The organism is Variovorax sp. PEI5 (assembly GCF_056679935.1).
This window is the reverse complement of record NZ_JBWXPH010000003.1, coordinates 166,692-185,887: the sequence shown is the minus strand read 5'-3', so window position 1 is coordinate 185,887 and position 19,196 is coordinate 166,692. Positions and strand designations below refer to the sequence as shown.

Here is a 19,196-nt window from a genome sequence, read left to right as displayed (position 1 = left end):
CTCCTGCTCCTTCCGGACCGCACTTGCCCGATCGTCACCCGATGCCCGTCGTCGCCACGTCTCTCCCCGCCGCGCCCCGGCGCCGTGCCGCCGACATCGCCTACGACGCCATCGAGTCGCTGATCGCCACCCTGCAGCTGGCCCCCGGCAGCCCGGTGGTCGAGGCCGAGATCGCCGAGCGCACCGGCCTGGGTCGCACGCCGGTGCGCGAGGCGCTGCTGCGCATGAGCTCGGTGGGCCTGATCGACCAGCAGCCGCGGCGCGGCCTGCTGGTCTCCAGCATCGACCTGGCCGACCACCTCGACGTCATCCAGACGCGGCGCGTGCTCGAGTGCCTGATCGCATCGTGCACCGCGCGCCGCGCGACCGCCGCGCAGCGCAAGGAGATCGTGCGCCATGCCGAGAAGATGGCCAAGGAGGCGGCGCGCGGCCACCTCGACGCCTACATGCTGGCCGACCACGAACTCGACCGCATCACCCACCAGGCCTGCCGCAACCAGTCGGCCGTGACCAGCGTGACGCCGCTGATCGTGCAGTGCCGCCGCTTCTGGTATGCCTACCAGCACGAGGGCGACATCGTCGAGGCCGCCGCCGCACATGTCGAGCTGGCCGGCGGCATCGCCACCGGCGACGAGGCGGCCGCCATCGCCGGCGCCAATCGCCTGCTCGACTACCTGGAGCGCTTCGCCCGGCGGGTGATCGACAACTGAGCGGCGGATGAGCGAGTCGGCGGGCGGACGGGCGACGCGACCCGGCGCCCGCGCCGGCTCAGGCCAGCGGCAGGCCGACGTAGTTCTCCGCCAATGCGGTCGCCGCCGCGCGCGAGTCCACGATGTAGCCGAGCTCGGCCTCCTGCATGCGCTGGCCGAAGTCGCCGGTGTCCGGGAAGCGATGCGTGAGCGAGGTGAACCACCACGAGAATCGCTCGGCGCGCCAGACCCGCCGCAGGCAGCGCTGCGAATAGCCGTCGATGCCGGCAATGTCGGCATCGGCATAGAAGCCGCGCAAGGCCTCGAACAGGAAGCCGACGTCGGAGGCCGCCAGGTTCAGTCCCTTGGCGCCGGTCGGCGGCACGATGTGGGCCGCGTCGCCGGCCAGGAACAGGCGGCCGAAGCGCATCGGCTCGGTCACCGAGCTGCGCAGCGGCGCGACGCTCTTCTCGATCGAGGGTCCGGTGACCAGGGCCTCGCGCGCCGCCGGGTCGAGCCGGGCGCGCAGCTCGTCCCAGAACGCCTCGTCGCTCCAGCGCGCCACGTCGGTGTCCGCCGGCACCTGCACGTAGTAGCGGCTGCGCGTCGCGCTGCGCATGCTGCACAGCGCGAAGCCGCGTGGCGTGTGGGCGTAGATCAGTTCGTGCGAGACCGGCGGCGTGTCGGCCAGCACGCCCAGCCAGCCGAACGGATAGACCTTCTCGTAGGTCCTGGCGGCGCCGGCCGGCACGCTGCGCCGGCTGACGCCGTGATAGCCGTCGCAGCCGGCGATGAAGTCGCAGCGCAAGGTGCGCGCGACGCCACCGGTCGTGAAGCGCACCTCCGGCGCGGTGCCATCGAAATCGTGCAGGCTGACATCGGCCGCCTGGTAGTGGGTGACGAGACCGGCGGCGGCGCGGGCCGCCATCAGGTCGCGCGTGACCTCGGTCTGGCCATACACCATCACGCGGCGGCCACCGGTCAGCGCGTGCAGGTCGATGCGATGGCGGCGCCCCTCGAACAGCAGCTCGATGCCGTCGTGCGGCAGGCCCTCGCGCCGCGCCGTGGCGCCGACGCCGGCGCGGTCGAGCAGGTCGAGCGTGGTCTGCTCCAGCACGCCGGCGCGGATGCGGCCCAGCACGTAGTCGGCGCTCTGCCGCTCGAGGATGACGTTGTCGATGCCGGCGGCGTGCAGCAGCTGGCCGAGGAGCAGTCCGGCCGGGCCGGCGCCGATGATGGCGACTTGGGTGCGCATGGGAGGTCTCCGTCTGGGGGGGAAGGCAGGTCGGCGAGGAAGGATGGCGGCCGGGCGGCCGTTGCGTCGACCTTAGACCCAAGCGCGCGGCCCGGCATGCCGACGCGATGGGTTTTGCGCGATCATCGCAACGCCTGCGCGATGATCGCGCAGAGCTTTCCCCGCGCCCGGACTTCGGGCCGGTCCGCCTCCCTCCCTCACGACCCGACGACCCGATGACCCGTCCGACCGAAGCCCCGACCACCATCGCCCCGGCCGATCTCATCGCCGGCATGGCCAAGGGCATGGCGGTGCTGGAGAGCTTCGACACCCAGCGCCAGCGGCTCAACGCCACCCTGGCGGCCCAGCGCGCCGGCCTGACGCGCGCCGCCGCCCGGCGCCATCTGCTGACGCTGGCGCACCTGGGCTACCTCGAGACCGACGGCAGCCATTTCTGGCTCTCCGCCAAGGTGCTGCGCTTTTCCGGTAGCTACCTGGCCTCGGCCCGGCTGCCGCGCGTGGCGCAGCCGACGCTCAACCACCTGGCCGCGCTGACGGGGGAATCGTTCTCGGTCGTCGTGCCCGACGGCCACGAGGTCGTGATCGTGGCGCGAAGCGGCCCGCCCGGCGCGACCGCGCGCGCGCTGGCGCATGGCTTGCACCTCGGCGCCCGGCTGCCGGCGCATGCCACCTCGACCGGCCACGTGCTGCTGGCTGCCCTGTCGCGCCAGGCCCTGGATGCCTGGTGCGAGGGCGCCACGCTGCCGCGCCTGACGGCCCACACGCCGACCCGGGCGGCGGCCCTACGCCGGGGCATCGCCCGGGCGCGCCGGCAGGACTGGTATCTGGCCAGCGAGACCCACGAGATCGGCGTCCATGCGCTGGCCGTGCCCTTGCGCGATGCCAGCGGCCGGACCATCGCCGCGCTGAATGTCGTCGCCGTCGCCGTGCCGCCGGACCTCGAGCGCTGGCGGGAGCGCCTGCTGCCGCTGCTGCAGGACGCGGCGCAGGAACTGCGCGGCCTGCTCTGAGGCGATGGGCGAGGCGCGCCGGACCACCGCCGCAGCGGGATGCCGGCCGGATGCCTCAGGACTTGCCCATCTGCTTGGCCGCCGCCAGGGCGGCCCGCAGATTGGCGGCGGCACGCCGCTTGCGCAGCCGCACCAGCAGCATCGCCAGGCCGACGCGCGTGGCGACCGAGACCAGCGCGATCAGCAGGCCGACCCGGATCACCTCGCGTTCGCGCTCCTGGGCCACGGCTTGGCGCGCCCGCAGCAGGGTGCGCTCGGCGGTGCCCACGAGCGCGACCTCGCGCCGCACGTCGTCCATCAGTTCCTTGCCGGTGCCGCCGGCCACATCGCTGGCGGCGGTCCGGAAGCCCGAGGCGCGGCGCAGCACGATGGTGCGGCCCAGTTCGGCCAGCTTGGCATCCACCAGCGTCTCCAGCCGGGCGATGCGGATCGACTGGGTCGTGCTCTCCGCCGTCAGGTCGCGCAACCGGGCCAATGTCGGCGCCAGGGCCGTCACGGCCTCGACATAGGGCGCCAGGTAGCCGTCCTGCCCGGTGATGATGAAGCCGCGCTGCCCGGTCTCGGCATCCTGTAGCGAGATGAACAGCTGGTTCAGCGTCTCCAGCACCTGGTGCGTCTGCTCGATGCGCTCGCGGCCGATCGCGATCTCGGTGTGGAGGTTGTAGGAGAGATAGGCCCCGACCAGGATCACCACCGTCATCGGCGCGGCGGAGATCGCCGACCAGGCCACCACGCGCTTGGGCGGGATGTGCCAGAGGCGGGGTCGCCGCGCGCCCGCCAGCGCCGCGACCTGCCGGCGTGGCCAGCCGGGCCACCAGGGCAGGCGCGGGAACTTGGCGATGGCGGGAAGGACGGCCATGGTGATGCGTGGGACGAGGGGACGGGAAGCATGGCGGCAGGCGCCACCGGGGCGCGGACCGCATGCCGGCCATGCGCCATCGCATTGCGGCGACGCGCCGGACCCCCTGCGGACGAGCACTGATGCTCACCCGGCGCCCGACCTCGGCGCGCCGGCCGCGCGCCCCCCACGGCGTAGGCCCATTCGCCCATCGGGCGTGCCGCGCCCGCCCGCCGCCTCAGTCGGCCTTGACGCCGGCCGTGCGGATCACCCGGGCCCACTTGGTGGTCTCCGCCGCGATGAACGCATCGAACTCCTGTGGCGTGCCACCGGCCGGGAAGGTGCCCATGGCGTCGAGCCGGGCGCGCGTCTCGTCGCTGCGGATGATGGCGGTCACCTCGTCGGACATGCGCCGCACGATGTCCGGCGGCGTGCCGGCCGGCGCCAGCATGCCGGCCCAGGTGCTGCCGGTGAAGCCGGCGAAACCCTGCTCGATGAAGGTCGGCACCTCGGGCAGCGCCGCCAGGCGCCGTTCGCCGGCCACGCCGATCAGCCGGATCTTGCCGGCGCGCGCCTGCGGGATCAGGCCGGTCGGGGCGTCGAAGAAGAGCTGGATCTGGCCACCCATCAGGTCGGTCAATGCCGGCACCGCGCCCCGGTACGGGATGTGCGTCATGTAGGTCCTGGTGAGCGACTTCCACAGTTCGGTCGTCAGGTGGGCGGCCGAGCCATTGCCCGAGGAGCCGAAGCTCAGCCGGCCGGGATTCGCGCGGGCGTAGTCGATGAGCTCGCGCCCGGTCTTGAAGGGCGCGTTGTTGTTGACCGCCGCCAGCAGCGGCGACACGCCCATGAGGGCGACGCCCACCAGATCCTTCTGCGGGTCGTAGGGCAGCTTGGCATAGAGCGTGGTGTTGGCCGCGTAGGCCGCGATGACGACGCCGAAGGTGCTGCCATCGGGCGCCGACTTGGCCAGGGCGTCGACGCCGATCAGGCTGTTGGCGCCGGGCCGGTTGTCGATCACCACGGGCTGGCCTAAGCGCTGCTGCAGGCCGATCTGCACCAGCCGCGCCATCTGGTCGGTGAAGCCGCCCGGCGTGTAGGGCACGACGATGCGGATCGGCCGCGACGGCCACGGGCTCTGCGCGAGGGACGGCACGGCCACGGCGCAGGCGGCGGCGCCGGCGACCAGATGCAGATTGAAACGGCGGCGGGAGGGCGAGGTCGGAAGCATGCGGACGGGGTCTCCTGGAAAACGCCCATTCTGGAAGGCCCGATGCCCGCCGGTGCTCGGGGTTTGCCCCTGCGCCGGCGCGGCGGCCCCGCCGGGGCAAGGGACGCCATCGGTGCCTATGATGGTCGGGTCCGGGCACCGCCCCGGCCGTGCGCCCTGCCCCGCCGCGCTTCCTCCCACCGCTTTCGAGGATTCCTCCCATGACCCTTCCGACCACCCGCCTCGGCCGCACCGGCCTGACCGTCTCGCGCCTCGCGCTGGGCACCATGACCTTCGGCCTGCAGACCGAGGAGTCGGTGTCGCACCGCATCCTCGACACCGCCGCCGAGGCCGGCATCGACTTCCTCGACACCGCCGATGTCTATCCGCTCGGTGGCACGCTGGAGACCATCGGCCGCACCGAGGAGATCATCGGTCGCTGGCTCAAGGCGCGCGGCCCGGCGGCGCGCGGCGACTTCGTGATCGCCACCAAGGCGGTCGGCAAGGTCGGTCCGCGCGCCTGGGACCAGGGCGCCTCGCGCAAGCACCTGCTCGATGCCATCGACCGCTCGCTGGCGCGACTGCAGACCGACCACGTCGACCTCTACCAGCTGCACAGCGACGATCGCGAGACGCCGCTCGACGAGACATTGGAAGCGCTCGACGTCATCGTGAAGTCGGGTCGCGCGCGCCACATCGGCGTGTCGAACTTCCTGGCCTACCGGCTGGCACGCGCGCTCGGCCGCGCCGATGTGCTGCGCCTGACGCGCTTCGTCTCCGTGCAGCCGCGCTACAGCCTGCTGTTCCGCGAGATCGAGCGTGAGCTGCTGCCGCTGGCGCTCGAGGAAGGCCTGGGCGTGATCCCCTACAACCCGCTGGCCGGAGGCCTGCTGACCGGCAAGTACCGGCGCGGCGCCGCGCCCGAGGCCGACACCCGCTTCACGCTGGGCACGGCCGGTGGCATGTACCAGTCACGTTACTGGAAGGAGCGCGAGTTCGAGACCGTCGAGCGCCTGCAGGGCCTGGCCGACGAGGCCGGCGTGCCGCTGGCCACCCTGGCGGTGGCCTGGGTGATGGCCAATCCGGCCATCACCGCGCCCCTGCTGGGCGCCAGCCGGCCCGAGCAGCTGAGCGCCACCATCGCCGCCGCCGAGTACCGGATCGCCCCGGACCTGAAGCAGAAGCTCGACGAAGTGACCGCCGACTATCGCAAGGGCGACGCGACCCGCTGAACGCACCGCGACGAGGCAGGGTTGTCCCCGCAAACCGGGGACAAGCATGTGGACAAACATGTGGGTTGTGCCCGGAATCGTTGCTGGGCGGGGCTTCCGGCACGGTGCCTACGAAACGGGCAGCCCGCCCGATCGGGCGGCTTCAGACCGCGCCGTGCGCCTCGACGTAGAGCGCGTAGAGCGAATGGCAGCTCGCCATGTAGAGCCGGTTGCGCTTGGGTCCGCCGAACTCCAGGTTCGGGCAGCGCTCGGGCAGGCTGATGAAACCGATCGGCTTGCCCTGCGGGTTGAACACCTTGACGCCATCCATCTCGGAGGACTTCGCCAATGGCAGGTGGGCCTTCATGCCGCCACCGATGTCGGTCGCCTCGGGCGCGAAGGCGCCGCTGAAGCCCCAGCCGCACCACAGGTTGCCATCGCGGTCGACCCGGAAGCCGTCGAAGGCGCCGGGACCGTCGGCATCGATCAGCTTGGTCTTGTTGGACACGCTCGTGCCGTCGGCGGCGACGTCGTAGCTCCAGATGCTGCGGTTGGGCGTGCCCTTCCACTCGACCACATAGAGCTTCCTCTCGTCGGGCGAGAAGGCCAGGCCGTTGGGGTTGACCAGATCGGTGATGACGGCCGTGAGCCGGCCATCGGTGCCGATGCGATAGACATTGGTGGTGGCCTGCTCGGGCGTGGCGCGCGAGCCCTCCCATTCGCCGTTGATGCCGAAGGTCGGATCGGTGAACCAGATCGTGTCGTCGGAGCGCACCACGATGTCGTTGGGCGCGTTCAGGCGCTTGCCCTCGAAGCTGTCGGCCAGCACGGTCATGCGGCCGTCGCGCTCGGTGCGCACCACGCGCCGCGTGACCGAGTGCTCGCAGGAGATCAGGCGGCCCTGGCGGTCGCGCGTGTTGCCGTTGGTGTAGTTGACGTTGGTCTTGTGGACCGAGAATTTGCCGGTCTTCTCGTCGTACTTCATCAACCGGTTGTTGGGGATGTCGCTCAGCAGCAGGTAGCCATGCTCCGGGAAGTACACCGGGCCCTCGGCCCAACGCATGCCGGAGCCCAGCTGCTCGACCGTGCTGCTGTAGATGCGGTACTTGGCGAAGCTGGGATCGAGGATGAAGACGCGCGGGTCGGGATAGCGCTGGTTCGGCTGGAAGTCGAAGGACTGGGCGCCGGCCAGGCCGCCGAGCGCGGCCAGGCCGGAGCCGGCGGCGGACTTCAGGAAGCGGCGACGCGGCGCCGAGGCGATGGTCGTCGGATGGATCTTGTTCATGATGCTTGTCTCCTCGTGGATGCGGTGCTCGGCCGCGGACTCAATAGGTGCCGCTGGCCGGCGGCGGCGTGGGTGCCGCGCGCATCTTGGAGAGTACCTGCTGGGAGCCCGCGGCGATCAGGCGCGCGTCCGAGCTCACGGTGGTGAACTGGAAGCCCTTGGCGATGCGCGCCATCGCGCCCTCGGGCGTGCCGTTGTGGATGCCCGCGACCAGCCCGTGGGCCTTCGCCCGCTCCAGGATGTGGTCGATCGCCTCCTGCGCCTTCGGGTCCACGTCGTCGAACACCGGCCGGCACCCCAGCGCCAGCGACAGGTCCGACGGGCCGATGTAGATCGCGTCGAGCCCCTCCACCGACAGGATCGCGTCGAGGTTGTCCAGCGCCTGCGCCGTCTCGATCATCGCGAAGGTCACGATGGTGTCGTTGGCGTGCTGCGGGTAGTCCGCCCCGCTGTAGAGCAGCGAGCGGATCGGCCCGAAGCTGCGCGTGCCGCGCGGCGCGTAGTGCGTCCACGCCACCAGCTTCTGCGCGTCCTCGCGCGTGTTGATCATCGGGCAGATCACCCCGTAGGCGCCCGCGTCCAGCGTCTTCATCAGGATGCCCGGCTCCAGCCACGGCACCCGCACCACCGGCACGGTGTCGGTCGTGGAGATGGCCTGGAGCATGGGCACCATCGCCTGGTAGTCGATCATGCCGTGCTGCAGGTCGATGGTCAGCGAGTCCCAGCCCTGATGGGCCATGGTCTCGGCCGAGAAGCTGTGGGGGATGGCGAGCCAGCCGTTGATGGCCGCGCCACCGGATTTCCAGAGGCTGCGAAGGCGGTTTTCTCTCATGGGGATGGGTTCCTGTCGGTGAGGGGGGGAATGCCCGATCTTGACGCAGGCGGCGCGACGGCGCGCGCCGCCGCCGCCCGGGAGCTTCAGTCGATCGAGATCTTGCCGGCTTCGATGACCTGCTTCCAGCGCGCGAACTCCTGCTGCTGGAAGGCCGCGAACTGCGCCGGGGTGTTGGCCACGACCTCCAGGCCGATGTCGGTGAACTGTTTCCTGATGGCGGGATCGTTGAGGGCCGCCGTCATCGTCTCGTGGGCCCTGCCGCGGATCTCGGCCGGCAGCCCCTTGGGCGCGACGATCGCCTGCCAGGAGTAGACATCCACGCCCTTGACGCCGGCCTCGGCCATGGTCGGCACGTCGGGCAGCACCGGCGAGCGCTTCGCCCCGGTCACGGCCAGCGTCTTGAGCTTGCCGGCCAGGATGTTCTGCACCACCGCGTTCACGTTCTGGAACGAGCCCTCGACCTGGCCGCCGAGCAGGTCCGTGATGGCCGGCGCGCCGCCCTTGTAGGGCACGTGCAGGCCGGTGGTGCCGGTCTGCTGCCAGAACAGTTCCGCCGTCAGGTGATCGCTGGAGCCGCTGCCCGACGAGGCGAAAGTCATCCTGCCGGGATTCTTCTTCTCATAGGCGATGACGTCGGCCACCGAGTTGTGCGGCGAGTTCGCCGGCACGACGAGCACGTTGGGGGCCTGCACCGCCACGGTGATGGTGTCGAAGTCCTTGAGGGCGTCGTACTGCATGCCCTTGATGAGGTGGGGCGCGATGACTAGCGGGCCGAGGGACGTGACGAGGAAGGTGGTGCCATCGGGCGCCGCGCGCTTGACCTGGGTGGCGCCGATGGTGCCGGTCGCGCCGGCCTTGTTGTCGACCAGGAACGGCTGGCCCAGGGTCTGGGTCAGCTTGGGCCCGATCGCCCGCGCCACGCTGTCGGTCGAGCCGCCGGGCGGGAACGGCACCACCAGGGTCACCGGCTTCGAGGGCCAGACCTGCGCGTGGGCGCCCGCCGCCATCAGGGTGCCGATGGCCAGGAGGCCGAGGAATCGTTTCATGCGTGTGCTCCGTGAAGGGGGATGAATATCAGGGATGGCGATGTCCGCCACCGGACGCACCCGGTCGGGCCGGGTCGTCGTGTGCTTCGTGGTCGTCGTGATCGTCGTCGTCGTGCGGCGCCACGCCCTTGCGCGATTGCCGGAGCCAGAACCGGCCCTGCGCCTCGTCCCTGGCCACGCCCCTGCCCTCGAGATGGGCGCGCCCCAGGGCCGCCTGGGCGATCGGGTTGCCCGCCTGCGCGGACTTCTTCAGCCAGACCCGCGCGATGGCGGGATTCCTCGCGGTGCCCCGGCCCTCCTCGTACATGCGATGGAGTTCGTACTGCGACTTGCGCGCGCAGGCGTCGGAACTCGCGGCGGTGAGCCGGTAGAGCTCGAAGGCCTTCCGGTCGCTGCGCGGCGCGCCACCCCGGCCGTCGCGATGGAAGTCGCCCAGCATGCAGCGGGCGATGGTCGAGCCCCCCGTGGCGGCTCTGGAGAACCACTGGAAGGACCGGGCCGGATCCGGCGGGTTGATCTCGCTGCCGTTGAGGAAGCGGAAGGCGAGGTCGACCTGCGCGCGCACGTGACCGTGCTGTGCCGCGCGCTGCAGGAAGTCGAGCGAGCGGGCACGGTCGAAGGCCTGGCCGGTCTGGCCGTCGTAGTGGCGCGCGAGTTCGTACTGCGCCGCCGCGTCGCCGCCCTCGGCCTGCCGGGTCAGCCGTGCCAGCGAGGCTCCGGCGTCCTGGGCCGACGCGGCGCTGGCCAGCGCGCCCGCGACGAGGAGCGGGCCGAGCCGCCATGCGCAGCGCGCGAGCATCCGGTGGGCAGGCGAGGTCATGCGGGATCGCGATCGTGATCGTGTGCGTCGGCGCGCCGGGCCGGTTCAGCGGAAGGTCTGCCGCACATCCGCCGGCACCACGATCTCGCTCGCCGGGGTCAGCGAGACGGTGACCTCGCGACCCCGGCTCAGGGTCGCCAGCACCGCCTGCGCATCGGCCAGGCTGTTCAGGCGCTGGGTCCGCAGGACCTCCGGCGGATGGAAGGTGCCCTTGGCCGCATGCACCGATTCGACCGGCCCGCCGTTGTAGGTCACGGTGGCGTTCAGGCCGGGGCTGAACTGAGCATAGCCCTGTGGCAGGAAGCCCTTGTAGATGCTGTCCTTGACGTCGATGGACACCTGGACGTAGAAGCCGCCCGGGTCGTTCACGTAGTTGTCGGTCGACGTCACGACGCCATTGGCCAGCAGCGGAATGGCCGGGTTCTTGTTCTGCGGTCCGACGAAGCCCTGGATGATCCGGCCGCCGTCGAGCACGGTGGCGCCGATGTGGGTCAGGCCGTTCTCGCGGCCCGGCTTGAAGGGCCCGGAGGTCTCGATGCTCCTGTAGGTGGCGTTGGCGGCGTCGCTGGCGCGGTAGGACGCCACGGAGCGCCGCTTCTCCAGCTGGTTGGAGAACTCGCCGGTGAGGTTGACGCCGTCGACCACGGGCGAATCGAACACCTTCGAACGCATGGCGTCGAGCATGGTCAGCTGGCGCGCGACGTTGGCCGGGTCGCGGTTGTAGGCCTTCAGCGCCTGGTAGACCTCGACGATCGGGAACTGGTTGGTGTGCTGGGGCGCCACCAGGTCGACGTCGACGGTGTTCTGCAGATAGCTGAAGCCATGCTGGAACGACAGGCGCAGCCAGCCGTTGGCCGCCGTGGGCGAATTCAGGCCATTGAAGCCATAGCCGCCGTGGTAGCCGAAGGTGTAGAACCTGCCATCGGCCGGGTTCTTGACGCGGAACAGCATGTTGGTCGTGCCGGGCGTGTGGCCCGGCGACCAGATCACCATGATCTGCACGTTGCCGTAGTCGTACCACTTGTCATAGACGTAGTAGTTGTTGGTGCGCGCCCGGATCACCGTCTCGGTGGCGGGCAGCGCCCCCGCGATGTCGAAGGCATTGCCCTGCAGGTCGGCCTTGACGCCCAGCACGTCCTCGCGGGACGCCCACAGGTTGATCGGCTTGCCGGCGTTGTCCATCATCTTCAATTGCTCGACGACGGTGCCGTAGTGGTCGCCATGGCCGTGGGTCAGCCAGATGTCGGTGACCGAGCGCGGGTCGACGCCCACGAGCTCCAGGTTCCTCCAGTACTGGTAGCCGCTGTTGGCCCAGCCGGCGTCGATCTTGATCACCTTGTCGTCGGCGGGATCGGCGGTGCCCATGTCGGCCTTCAGCAGGTACGAGGCCACCTCGTTGTCGCCCACGTAGTACATGGTGCCTTTCACCATCTCGAAGGGCTCGGTGCTGCGCGTGTAGGGCGCCGTGGTCACCGAGGTGGCGTTGATGCTGGCGTAGGGCAGACCCGAGACCGGATCGGTGCCCTTGTCGGCCAGCATGGTGCTCAGCGTGGGCACGTCCCACACCGGCTTGCCGTCGCTGGTGGCCTGCGGCGTGAAGTACCAGATGGCGGCCACCCTGGCGGTCGCGGCGTTCTCGTGGTTGTCGTCGAAGACCAGATAGGCGGCCTGGCGCGCGGTGGTGGCGTGGCGGTAGTCGGCCGTCACGGGCAGTGCCGCCAGGGTCGAGGCGCCGCTCTGGCCATAGCTGGCGGTGTTGACGTTGAAGACCCGGGCATCGGGAGCGAGGGTGTAGGTTTCCTCGTAGCGCTTGATCGGCGCCGGGTAGGCGCGGCCGGCCTGGTCGGCCGTGACCATGGAGCCATCGCCCACGGTGACGGTGGCGCCCGTCTTGGCATAGACCCAGCCCGCGGCCACCATGGGGCCGGGCGCATCGGCATTGCGGCCGACGGCGGCGCCGTACTTCTGCAGGTCGAACTGCGTGGCCGTGGCGTTGCCCTTGGCCAGGATCACGTTGAAGGTGACGGCGGCATCGGCCGCCACCTGCACCACGTTCGCATCGGTGGCCGAGGGCAGCCAGTCCACCAGGTTGCCCGGCACGAGGGCGGCCTGGAGGGCGGCGGCCCGCGCCGGTGCCACGGCCGGCGTGGTCAGGGTCCTGGGGCCGTCCTGCGCCAGCACCGCCACCGACACGGTCTGGCCACCGGAGGCATCGGTCCGCAGGGTCGGCGCGGCGGTCACCAGGCCGGCGGCGCGAAAGGCCTTGACACGCACCGGCGTCGTGCCGCCTGGCGAGGTGCCGGTGCCGGGCGAGGTGGCGCCGGGCGTCGTGACCGTGTCGCCGCCGCCATCGCCGCCGCAGGCCGCCAGCACGGCGACCGCGAGGCCGAGGGGCCACAGGCGCCAGCGGGAGGTGGATGTGTTCGGGTCTCTGGTGGGGGTCATGGGTGTGTCTCCGTCGGAATCGTTGTCGTGGGCGTGGTCGTCGTCGTGGTCGGGGCGCGCGGCCTCAGAACGGCGCCTCGGCGCCCGTGGGCGACCCGGGCTGGCGGACGTTCAGGAGCAGCGCCACCGAGGAGGCGAAGCCGCAGAAGGCCGTGAGCTCGACCACGCCCCGCGCGCCCAGCGCGGCCACGGCGGCATCGTGGATCGGCTGCGGAACGCGGTGCTCCAGCGCCAGCGCCTGCTCGAAGTGCGCGGCCGCCCGCACGGCCACCGGTGCCATCGGGATCCGCCCCTGCCCGATCGCCGCCACTGCGGCGCCGTCGAGCCCGGCCTCCAGCGCCTTGCCGACGTGGTTGGTCCAGAGGTAGCGGCAGCGCTGCCGCCGCGCCTGCATCAGGAACACCGCCTCCCGCACGTCGGCGGGCAGTACGCCCTGCTGCAGCGCCGAGGACAGCTGGTCGAACGCCTCGGCGAGCACGGGGCTCGCCAGCAGCGCGGTGAAGGGTGCCGGCAGGCGGCCGCGCCGCTGCTCGATGCGTTCGTGGGCACGCTGTTGGTCGATGTCGAGCGTGCGCGGGTCGGGCGGCGGGTAGCGGTCGGCGAAGTCGTCGGCGCGGTCGGCGTCGCTCGGATCGGCCACCGGATCGGACATCGGCTCGGACATCGGCTCGGACATGGCGGCCTCAGGCATTGGGCTTGATGCCACCGGCCTTGATCACGCCCGACCACTTGGCGATCTCCTGCGCGAGGCGGGTCCTGAAGGCCTCGGCGGTGCTGCCGACGGGAACGAAGCCCAGTTCGAGCAGCCGCTGGTTGAGCCGGCCCGTCCGCACCGCGCTGGAGGCGGCCGTGGCGAGCCGCTCGACATGGTCCGGTGCCAGCCGGGCCGGCCCCACCAGACCGAAGAACGGCGTGGCGTCCACCGCGCCGAGCCCCGACTCGGCCATCGACGGCACGTCCGGCAGCTGCGCCGCGCGGGTGTTGCCGGTCACGGCCAGCGCGCGCACGGTGCCGGCGCGGATGTGGTCGATCATGGTGGGCACGGTCGTGAAGCCGAACTGGATCTGGCCGCCGATCAGGTCCGTCAGCACCGTGGAACCCCCGCGATAGGGCACGTGGTTGATGTCGATGCTCGCGGCGTGGTGGAGCTGTTCGCCGGCCAGGTGCGGCGCGCTGCCGACGCCGGCCGAGCCATAGTTCAGGGTGCCCGGACGGGCCTTGGCCAACGCGATGAATTCCCGCATCGTGCGCGCCGGCACGGAGGCGTGCACCACCAGCACCAGCGGCGCGGTGGCCATCAGGGAGATCGGCACGAAGTCGCGTTGCGTGTCGTAGGGCAGCGCGGCGCCGAGCAGTCCCGGGTTGATGGCGAAGGCCGTGTCGATGAAGCCCAGCGTCTGGCCGTCCGGCGCGGCGCCGGCGATGGCCCGGGTGCCGATCTGCGTGCCGGCGCCGCTGCGGTTGTCGACGATGTAGGTGGCGCCGGTGGCCTCGCCCAGCGCCTGGGCCAGCAGGCGGGAGAGCGTGTCGGTGGCGGCGCCGGCCGCGTACGGCACGATGATCTTGACGGGCGCCCCGGTCGCGGACTGGCCCCACGACAGGACGGGAAAGGCGGCGGCGGCGCCGGCGAGAGGCAGGAGGACGGCGGGCTGGAGCCACTGTCGGCGGGAGCAGTTGCGCATGGCGATTTCTCAGGTCGTTGACTGGGCGAAGGCGGCCAGGGCGGCCTCGTCGGCCGGACTGGCGCCCAGGCCGGGCAGATCCGTCAGGCGGAAGGCGCCGTTCTCGAAGGGGATCGAGTGGGCATAGGGCGTGAACGACAGGTCGCAATACAGGCGCTCGACCACCGCTTCGCGGGCCTGCGCCGCGAGCACGTGCAGCGTGGCCAGGAAGCCGGGCCCGAAGAAGGCCGACTGCGGCGCGAGCTGGACCGGACCGTCCGCGCACCGCATCGACAGTTGCCACAGGGCCGTGACGCCGCCGGCCTTGATGGCGCTGGGCTGCAGGTAGTCCACCGCCCGGTCGGCCACCAGGCGCTGCAGCTCGTGCAGGCTGCTGGCGTTTTCGCCGACGGCGGTGGGGATGCCGGTGGCGGCCCGCAGGGCCCGCAGCGCATCGATGTCCTCGGGCGGCCAGAGCGGCTCCTCGATCCAGAACGGATCGAATGGCGCCATCGCCCGTACCGCGTCGGTCGCGACGTCGGCGGTCCAGGCGCAGTTGGTGTCGACCATCAGCACGCGATCCGGCCCCATGGCGGCGCGCGCCGCCGCGACCGATTCGGTGGTGCGCTCGTGCAGCTTGACCTGGCCATAGCCCGCTTCCAGCGAGCGCTCGACGTTGCGCCGGATCAGCGCGGTGTCGCCGTAGTACTGCAGCAGGGACGCATAGGCCGGCACCACCCGGCGCCGCGCCCCGCCGAGCAGCTCGTGGAGCGGCACGCCCTCGAGCTTTCCGCGCAGGTCCCACAGAGCGATGTCGAGACCGCTGAGCGCATGCACGACCAGGCCGGAGCGACCCATGTTGTGCAGCACCCGCTCAAGGCTCGATGTCAGCGCGCGGTCGGTCGCGTCCTGGCCGACGGCCAGCGGCGCGATGCGGCCGGCGAAGACGGCTTTCATGGCGTCGAGCTCGGCGCCATAGGCCTCGCCCCAGCCGACCAGGCCGCCATCGAGCTCGACCCGCACCAGGCAGCTGTCGAGGGTGGTCCTGACGCGGCCGGCGAACTTCGGCGCCGGCCCGCCATGGTCGAACGGCAGCCGCAGCGGCAGGCAGGTGACCGAACGGATGGTCGTCGACATCGGGATCCTTGCGTGGAGTGAATCTGATAGCGCTATCAGAATCGGGAGATGGTAGCGCCCCGGCCGGGTCGCGGTCGCCAGGGTTTCCCCTCAGGCGCTTTCGCGTTCGACGATCGAGAAGCCGACGTCCACGACGCGCTCCCGCAAGACATCGGCGCCAGCGCCGGCGCCGGCGCGCTGGATGATGAAGCGGGCGGCGTGCCGGCCGATGGCCGCATCGTCGATGCGCACGGTGGTCAGCGCGGGCGCGATGTCGGCGGCGAACGGCAGGTCGCCGAAGCCGACCACGGCCAGGTCCTCGGGCACGCGCAATCCCATCGCGCGCGCCTCGGTGAGCACGCCCAGGGCCAACAGGTCCGAGCTGCAGAAGATCGCATCCGTGCGTGGCTGCCGCGCCAGGATGTCCTTCAGGGCGTCGCGCCCGCTGCGCACGCCGGCGGGCGCCTCCACCGCCACCGAGACGACCTGGCGCGTGGCCGGATGCCGGCCCTCGTGGCGCCGCGCGGCCTCGACGAAGGCCCGGGCCCGGCGCAGTGCGCGCGCGTGGCTGCCGCCGACGAAGGCCAGGTGGGTGCGTCCCCGCTCGAGCAGCAGGTCGGCCACGGCGGTCGCGATCTCCTCGTGCGAGAAGCCGACCAGCATGTCGATGGGGTCGACGACCATGTCCCAGGTCTCGACCACCGGGATGCCCGAGGCCCGCAGGCGCTGCCGCCCTTCCTCCGATGGCACCACGCCGCCCAGCACCAGACCATCGGGCCGCCGCCCGATGATGGCGTTGAGCAGCGCGTCGTCCTCTTGCACGCCATAGCCGCTCTGGCCCAGCATCAGCTGGTAGCCATGGACGCCGAGTTCGCCGATCAGCGACTGCACCATGGCCTGGAACACCGGGCCGGCCAGCGAGGGCACGATGGCCGCCACCAGGCGGCTGTGCCGCGAGGCCAGGCTCGACGCGACGCGGTTGGCGACATAGCGGGTCTCGGCCACGGCGGCCAGCACCCGCGCGCGGATGTCGCCCGACACCTGCGCCGGCGAATTCAGCGCCCGCGAGGCGCTCATCAGCGACACGCCGGCCAGCTTCGCGACATCGGAGAGCGTGACGGCGCCGCTGCCCCGGCCGCGCCGCGACGCCGATTTCTCCGCTCGCACGCCAGGAGCCACGGCCACGCCGGCGATCGTGCCGCCTTCGTGGTCCCGGCGCGTGGCGCCCTGCCCGCGCCTGGCCGGTGTGGCCGGTGTGGCCGGCGAATGCCGTCGCAGGGCGATCGGATCGCGTCCTTCGAGGGCCTGCGCGCGCGCGGCAGCCGCGCGCTCGCGCGCTTCGGCCAGCGGCACCGCATCCAGGCCACCGAGACCCATGTCGCGGCGCTTCCCATCCACCGAGAGGCGGACGATCCACGACCGCGCCCCGGTCGCGCCGACGTGCAGGTAGAGCCCGATGGCGCCGCCGACGGCGGTCAGGCCCGGCGCGCGGAGGGCCTGGACGTCGCTCGCGCTCAGTTTGCGGGCTTGGCGTGGCATGGCTCGGGTCTCCGTGAGAATTGAAAATACCATCATCATCCCATCAACCGTCGATCCGTGCCGGCTGGCGGGTAGGAACCCGCGCGTTCACGCGAGCGCCCTTGTCCGACGAGCACCGGTTGAGGGAGCGACAGCATGTTCGGAAGTGGACGCACCGGACCACCGCCGCCGGCATCGGCCACTCGGCGGCAGGCCCGCCCCCCTCCTCGCTCCTCCACCCTCTCTTCTCCTGTCTCGCGAAGGATTCCCATGAAAGCACTGACCTACCACTCGTCCAAAAACGTGCGCGTGGAGACCGTCCCCGATCCGGTCCTGGAGCAGGACGACGACATCCTCCTGCGCGTCACGGCCACGGCGATCTGCGGCTCGGATCTGCACATCTATCGCGGCAAGATCCCGGGGATGGAGTCCGGCGACATCCTCGGCCACGAGTTCATGGGCATCGTCGAGGAGACCGGCAAGGCCGTGACGACGCTCAGGCAGGGCGATCGCGTGGTGGTGCCCTTCACCATCTCGTGCGGGACCTGCTACTTCTGCAACCGCACCCTGTTCGCCGCCTGCGAGAACACCAACCCCGGCCGGGGCGCGATCATCAACAAGAAGGACGTGCGTCCGGGCGCCGGCCTGTTCGGCTACTCCCATCTCTATGGCGGCTATGCCGGCGGCCAGGCCGAGTACGTGCGCGTGCCCAAGGCCAACGCCGGGCCACTGATCATCCCGGCCGGGCTGGCCGACGAGCAGGTATTGTTCCTCTCGGACATCCTGCCCACCGGCTACCAGGCGGCGGTCAACGGCGAGATCGGGCCGGGTTCGACGGTGGCGATCTTCGGTGCCGGACCGGTCGGCCTGATGGCCGCCGCCTCGGCGCGGCTGCTCGGCGCCGAGCGCATCTTCATGATCGACGAGCATCCCTACCGGCTCGAATTCGCACGCGCCACCTATGGCGTCGAGCCGATCAATTTCAGGGACGTGGACGACCCGGCGGCGCTGATCGTCGAGCACACCGACCACCGGGGCGTCGACTGCTCGATCGACGCCGTCGGTTTCGAGGCCAAGGGCAGCGCCGTCGAGACCATCCTGACCGACCTGAAGATGGAAGGATCGAGCGGCAAGGCCTTGCGCCAGGCCATCGCGGCGACGCGCCGTGGCGGCGTGGTGAGCGTGCCGGGCGTCTATGCCGGCTGGATCCACGGCTTCCTGTTCGGCGATGCGTTCGAGAAGGGACTGGTGTTCCGGATGGGCCAGACCCACGCCCAGAAGCACATGCCGCGGCTGCTGGAGCACGTCCAGGCCGGCGAGCTCAAGCCCGAGGTCATCATCACCCACCACATGGCGCTCGAGGACGCGGCGCGCGGCTACGAGATCTTCGAGAAGGCCGAGGAGGACTGCCGCAAGGTCGTGCTGACGCCGAGCGGCCCGCCGCCGATCGACCGGGCCGTGCGGCTGGACGACCCCCTGCTGTTCTGAACCCGGCCGGACCGGGTCGCGCCACGTTCAGACGGGAAAGGCCGACAGGTCGGTCGGCTCGACCACCGGCGTGCCATTGCGCTCGGCACGCAAGCGGGCCGATTGCTCGCAGGCCGCCTTGCGGGCGCGCATCACGTTGCCCAGCGGCTGGTGCGCCGCCAGGCCGCGCCAGGGGCTGAAGAACATGCCGTCCTCGGTCGCCCGCTGGATGGCATCGCTCCAGCCGACCTGCGGCTCGGCCGTGATCCGCGCGAAGGCGACGACCTCCTCCCGCAGCCCATCGGGACGATCGTCGAGATCGACCTCCTGGCCGGTCAGCGACTTGAGCTTCATCGAGACGGGCACCACCGCGTACTTGGCGACATGGCGCCCGTGCCGCAGCGCCGCCCCGGAGTAGAACGAGGCGCCGAGCACATGCGTCATGGGATGGCCACCCATCGAGATCAGGGTCGAACTCTGGCCGCCGAAGGCCTCGACCACGCGCTCGGCCACGCGCAGCGTCGCCGACAGCGCCTTCTTCGCGCCCTCGGCGACATCGGTCGAGGCGGCCAGCGGCTTCAGGTTGGCCAGGAACTTCTTGGCCGTCGGCGCGCTGAAGGCCGGGCTGTCGGCGAAGACGAAGTTCTGCGTCACGTCGGCTTCCGAACCGGGTAGCCGCTCGCCCGGCACATCGAACACCTTGAGGGCGAGGCCGCGCGGCACCGAGACCTTGTCGTGGAGCACGTCGACCGGATTGGTCGAGAAGCGCATCAGCACGTCCGTAGTCGCT

17 protein-coding genes are annotated in these 19,196 nt (G+C 71.2%); 4 read left to right on the top strand and 13 right to left on the bottom strand.

Annotated elements, in window-relative coordinates; translation table 11 throughout:
- The first annotated feature begins 41 nt into the window (after positions 1-41).
- A complete protein-coding gene (locus tag AC1MLT_RS20350) occupies positions 42-710 on the top strand; it encodes a GntR family transcriptional regulator (protein ID WP_481036423.1) in 669 nt (222 codons plus the stop codon).
- Between the two features lie 58 nt (positions 711-768).
- Here the strand turns inward: AC1MLT_RS20350 and pobA are convergent, their stop codons facing one another.
- Complete coding sequence (pobA, locus tag AC1MLT_RS20345) at positions 769-1,944, bottom strand: 4-hydroxybenzoate 3-monooxygenase (RefSeq protein ID WP_481036054.1); 1,176 nt, start codon at positions 1,942-1,944, stop codon at positions 769-771.
- Between the two features lie 215 nt (positions 1,945-2,159).
- Here pobA and AC1MLT_RS20340 point away from each other — a divergent pair, with 215 nt between their 5' ends.
- Positions 2,160-2,954 (top strand): IclR family transcriptional regulator domain-containing protein, encoded by a 795-nt coding sequence (locus tag AC1MLT_RS20340; RefSeq protein WP_481036053.1) that lies wholly within the window; start codon positions 2,160-2,162, stop codon positions 2,952-2,954.
- Positions 2,955-3,009: 55 nt separating this feature from the next.
- On the opposite strand, the gene AC1MLT_RS20335 is transcribed toward AC1MLT_RS20340, so the two are convergent.
- Together AC1MLT_RS20335 and AC1MLT_RS20330 are read right to left on the bottom strand one after the other, a co-directional pair.
- Positions 3,010-3,813, bottom strand: coding sequence for a CHASE3 domain-containing protein (locus AC1MLT_RS20335; protein WP_481036051.1), 804 nt, complete (start codon positions 3,811-3,813; stop codon positions 3,010-3,012).
- A 217-nt stretch (positions 3,814-4,030) separates the two neighbouring features.
- A complete protein-coding gene (locus AC1MLT_RS20330; protein ID WP_481036049.1) occupies positions 4,031-5,023 on the bottom strand; it encodes a tripartite tricarboxylate transporter substrate binding protein in 993 nt (330 codons plus the stop codon).
- A 200-nt stretch (positions 5,024-5,223) separates the two neighbouring features.
- Here AC1MLT_RS20330 and AC1MLT_RS20325 point away from each other — a divergent pair, with 200 nt between their 5' ends.
- Positions 5,224-6,234, top strand: coding sequence for an aldo/keto reductase (locus AC1MLT_RS20325; RefSeq protein WP_481036048.1), 1,011 nt, complete (start codon positions 5,224-5,226; stop codon positions 6,232-6,234).
- 142 nt (positions 6,235-6,376) lie between these two features.
- Here AC1MLT_RS20325 and AC1MLT_RS20320 read toward each other — a convergent pair whose 3' ends face one another.
- From AC1MLT_RS20320 to AC1MLT_RS20280, 9 genes are all read right to left on the bottom strand, one after another.
- Positions 6,377-7,498 (bottom strand): SMP-30/gluconolactonase/LRE family protein, encoded by a 1,122-nt coding sequence (locus AC1MLT_RS20320; RefSeq protein WP_481036046.1) that lies wholly within the window; start codon positions 7,496-7,498, stop codon positions 6,377-6,379.
- A 40-nt stretch (positions 7,499-7,538) separates the two neighbouring features.
- Positions 7,539-8,330 (bottom strand): HpcH/HpaI aldolase family protein, encoded by a 792-nt coding sequence (locus AC1MLT_RS20315; protein WP_481036045.1) that lies wholly within the window; start codon positions 8,328-8,330, stop codon positions 7,539-7,541.
- 86 nt (positions 8,331-8,416) lie between these two features.
- A complete protein-coding gene (locus AC1MLT_RS20310) occupies positions 8,417-9,379 on the bottom strand; it encodes a Bug family tripartite tricarboxylate transporter substrate binding protein (RefSeq protein WP_481036044.1) in 963 nt (320 codons plus the stop codon).
- 28 nt (positions 9,380-9,407) lie between these two features.
- Entirely contained in the window at positions 9,408-10,199 is a 792-nt protein-coding gene (locus AC1MLT_RS20305; RefSeq protein WP_481036043.1) for a tetratricopeptide repeat protein, read from the bottom strand.
- A 45-nt stretch (positions 10,200-10,244) separates the two neighbouring features.
- Entirely contained in the window at positions 10,245-12,644 is a 2,400-nt protein-coding gene (locus tag AC1MLT_RS20300) for an MBL fold metallo-hydrolase (RefSeq protein ID WP_481036042.1), read from the bottom strand.
- Between the two features lie 64 nt (positions 12,645-12,708).
- Complete coding sequence (locus tag AC1MLT_RS20295) at positions 12,709-13,320, bottom strand: carboxymuconolactone decarboxylase family protein (protein WP_481036041.1); 612 nt, start codon at positions 13,318-13,320, stop codon at positions 12,709-12,711.
- Positions 13,321-13,327: 7 nt separating this feature from the next.
- The gene (locus AC1MLT_RS20290) at positions 13,328-14,326 is read right to left on the bottom strand and encodes a tripartite tricarboxylate transporter substrate binding protein (RefSeq protein WP_481036040.1); all 999 of its coding nucleotides are present in this window, start codon (positions 14,324-14,326) and stop codon (positions 13,328-13,330) included.
- Positions 14,327-14,335: 9 nt separating this feature from the next.
- Positions 14,336-15,442 carry a mandelate racemase/muconate lactonizing enzyme family protein gene (locus AC1MLT_RS20285; RefSeq protein ID WP_481036039.1) on the bottom strand — a complete coding sequence of 369 codons (1,107 nt, stop codon included), beginning with the start codon at positions 15,440-15,442 and terminating at the stop codon, positions 14,336-14,338.
- 90 nt (positions 15,443-15,532) lie between these two features.
- Positions 15,533-16,960 carry a substrate-binding domain-containing protein gene (locus tag AC1MLT_RS20280; RefSeq protein ID WP_481036038.1) on the bottom strand — a complete coding sequence of 476 codons (1,428 nt, stop codon included), beginning with the start codon at positions 16,958-16,960 and terminating at the stop codon, positions 15,533-15,535.
- Positions 16,961-17,209: 249 nt separating this feature from the next.
- Between AC1MLT_RS20280 and AC1MLT_RS20275 the strand changes: the two genes are divergently transcribed.
- Positions 17,210-18,427, top strand: a complete 1,218-nt coding sequence (locus AC1MLT_RS20275) for a zinc-dependent alcohol dehydrogenase (RefSeq protein ID WP_481036037.1) — start codon at positions 17,210-17,212, stop codon at positions 18,425-18,427.
- Between the two features lie 27 nt (positions 18,428-18,454).
- On the opposite strand, the gene AC1MLT_RS20270 is transcribed toward AC1MLT_RS20275, so the two are convergent.
- The gene (locus tag AC1MLT_RS20270; protein WP_481036035.1) at positions 18,455-19,177 is read right to left on the bottom strand and encodes a catalase family protein; all 723 of its coding nucleotides are present in this window, start codon (positions 19,175-19,177) and stop codon (positions 18,455-18,457) included.
- Positions 19,178-19,196: the final 19 nt, after the last annotated feature.

Bases quoted from the DNA above. Each gene is read 5' to 3' on its own strand.
- AC1MLT_RS20350 (WP_481036423.1), top strand. From the start codon at position 42: ATGCCCGTCGTCGCCACGTCTCTCCCCGCCGCGCCCCGGCGCCGTGCC.
- pobA (WP_481036054.1), bottom strand. From the start codon at position 1,944: ATGCGCACCCAAGTCGCCATCATCGGCGCCGGCCCGGCCGGACTGCTC.
- AC1MLT_RS20340 (WP_481036053.1), top strand. From the start codon at position 2,160: ATGACCCGTCCGACCGAAGCCCCGACCACCATCGCCCCGGCCGATCTC.
- AC1MLT_RS20335 (WP_481036051.1), bottom strand. From the start codon at position 3,813: ATGGCCGTCCTTCCCGCCATCGCCAAGTTCCCGCGCCTGCCCTGGTGG.
- AC1MLT_RS20330 (WP_481036049.1), bottom strand. From the start codon at position 5,023: ATGCTTCCGACCTCGCCCTCCCGCCGCCGTTTCAATCTGCATCTGGTC.
- AC1MLT_RS20325 (WP_481036048.1), top strand. From the start codon at position 5,224: ATGACCCTTCCGACCACCCGCCTCGGCCGCACCGGCCTGACCGTCTCG.
- AC1MLT_RS20320 (WP_481036046.1), bottom strand. From the start codon at position 7,498: ATGAACAAGATCCATCCGACGACCATCGCCTCGGCGCCGCGTCGCCGC.
- AC1MLT_RS20315 (WP_481036045.1), bottom strand. From the start codon at position 8,330: ATGAGAGAAAACCGCCTTCGCAGCCTCTGGAAATCCGGTGGCGCGGCC.
- AC1MLT_RS20310 (WP_481036044.1), bottom strand. From the start codon at position 9,379: ATGAAACGATTCCTCGGCCTCCTGGCCATCGGCACCCTGATGGCGGCG.
- AC1MLT_RS20305 (WP_481036043.1), bottom strand. From the start codon at position 10,199: ATGACCTCGCCTGCCCACCGGATGCTCGCGCGCTGCGCATGGCGGCTC.
- AC1MLT_RS20300 (WP_481036042.1), bottom strand. From the start codon at position 12,644: ATGACCCCCACCAGAGACCCGAACACATCCACCTCCCGCTGGCGCCTG.
- AC1MLT_RS20295 (WP_481036041.1), bottom strand. From the start codon at position 13,320: ATGTCCGAGCCGATGTCCGAGCCGATGTCCGATCCGGTGGCCGATCCG.
- AC1MLT_RS20290 (WP_481036040.1), bottom strand. From the start codon at position 14,326: ATGCGCAACTGCTCCCGCCGACAGTGGCTCCAGCCCGCCGTCCTCCTG.
- AC1MLT_RS20285 (WP_481036039.1), bottom strand. From the start codon at position 15,442: ATGTCGACGACCATCCGTTCGGTCACCTGCCTGCCGCTGCGGCTGCCG.
- AC1MLT_RS20280 (WP_481036038.1), bottom strand. From the start codon at position 16,960: ATGCCACGCCAAGCCCGCAAACTGAGCGCGAGCGACGTCCAGGCCCTC.
- AC1MLT_RS20275 (WP_481036037.1), top strand. From the start codon at position 17,210: ATGAAAGCACTGACCTACCACTCGTCCAAAAACGTGCGCGTGGAGACC.
- AC1MLT_RS20270 (WP_481036035.1), bottom strand. From the start codon at position 19,177: ATGCGCTTCTCGACCAATCCGGTCGACGTGCTCCACGACAAGGTCTCG.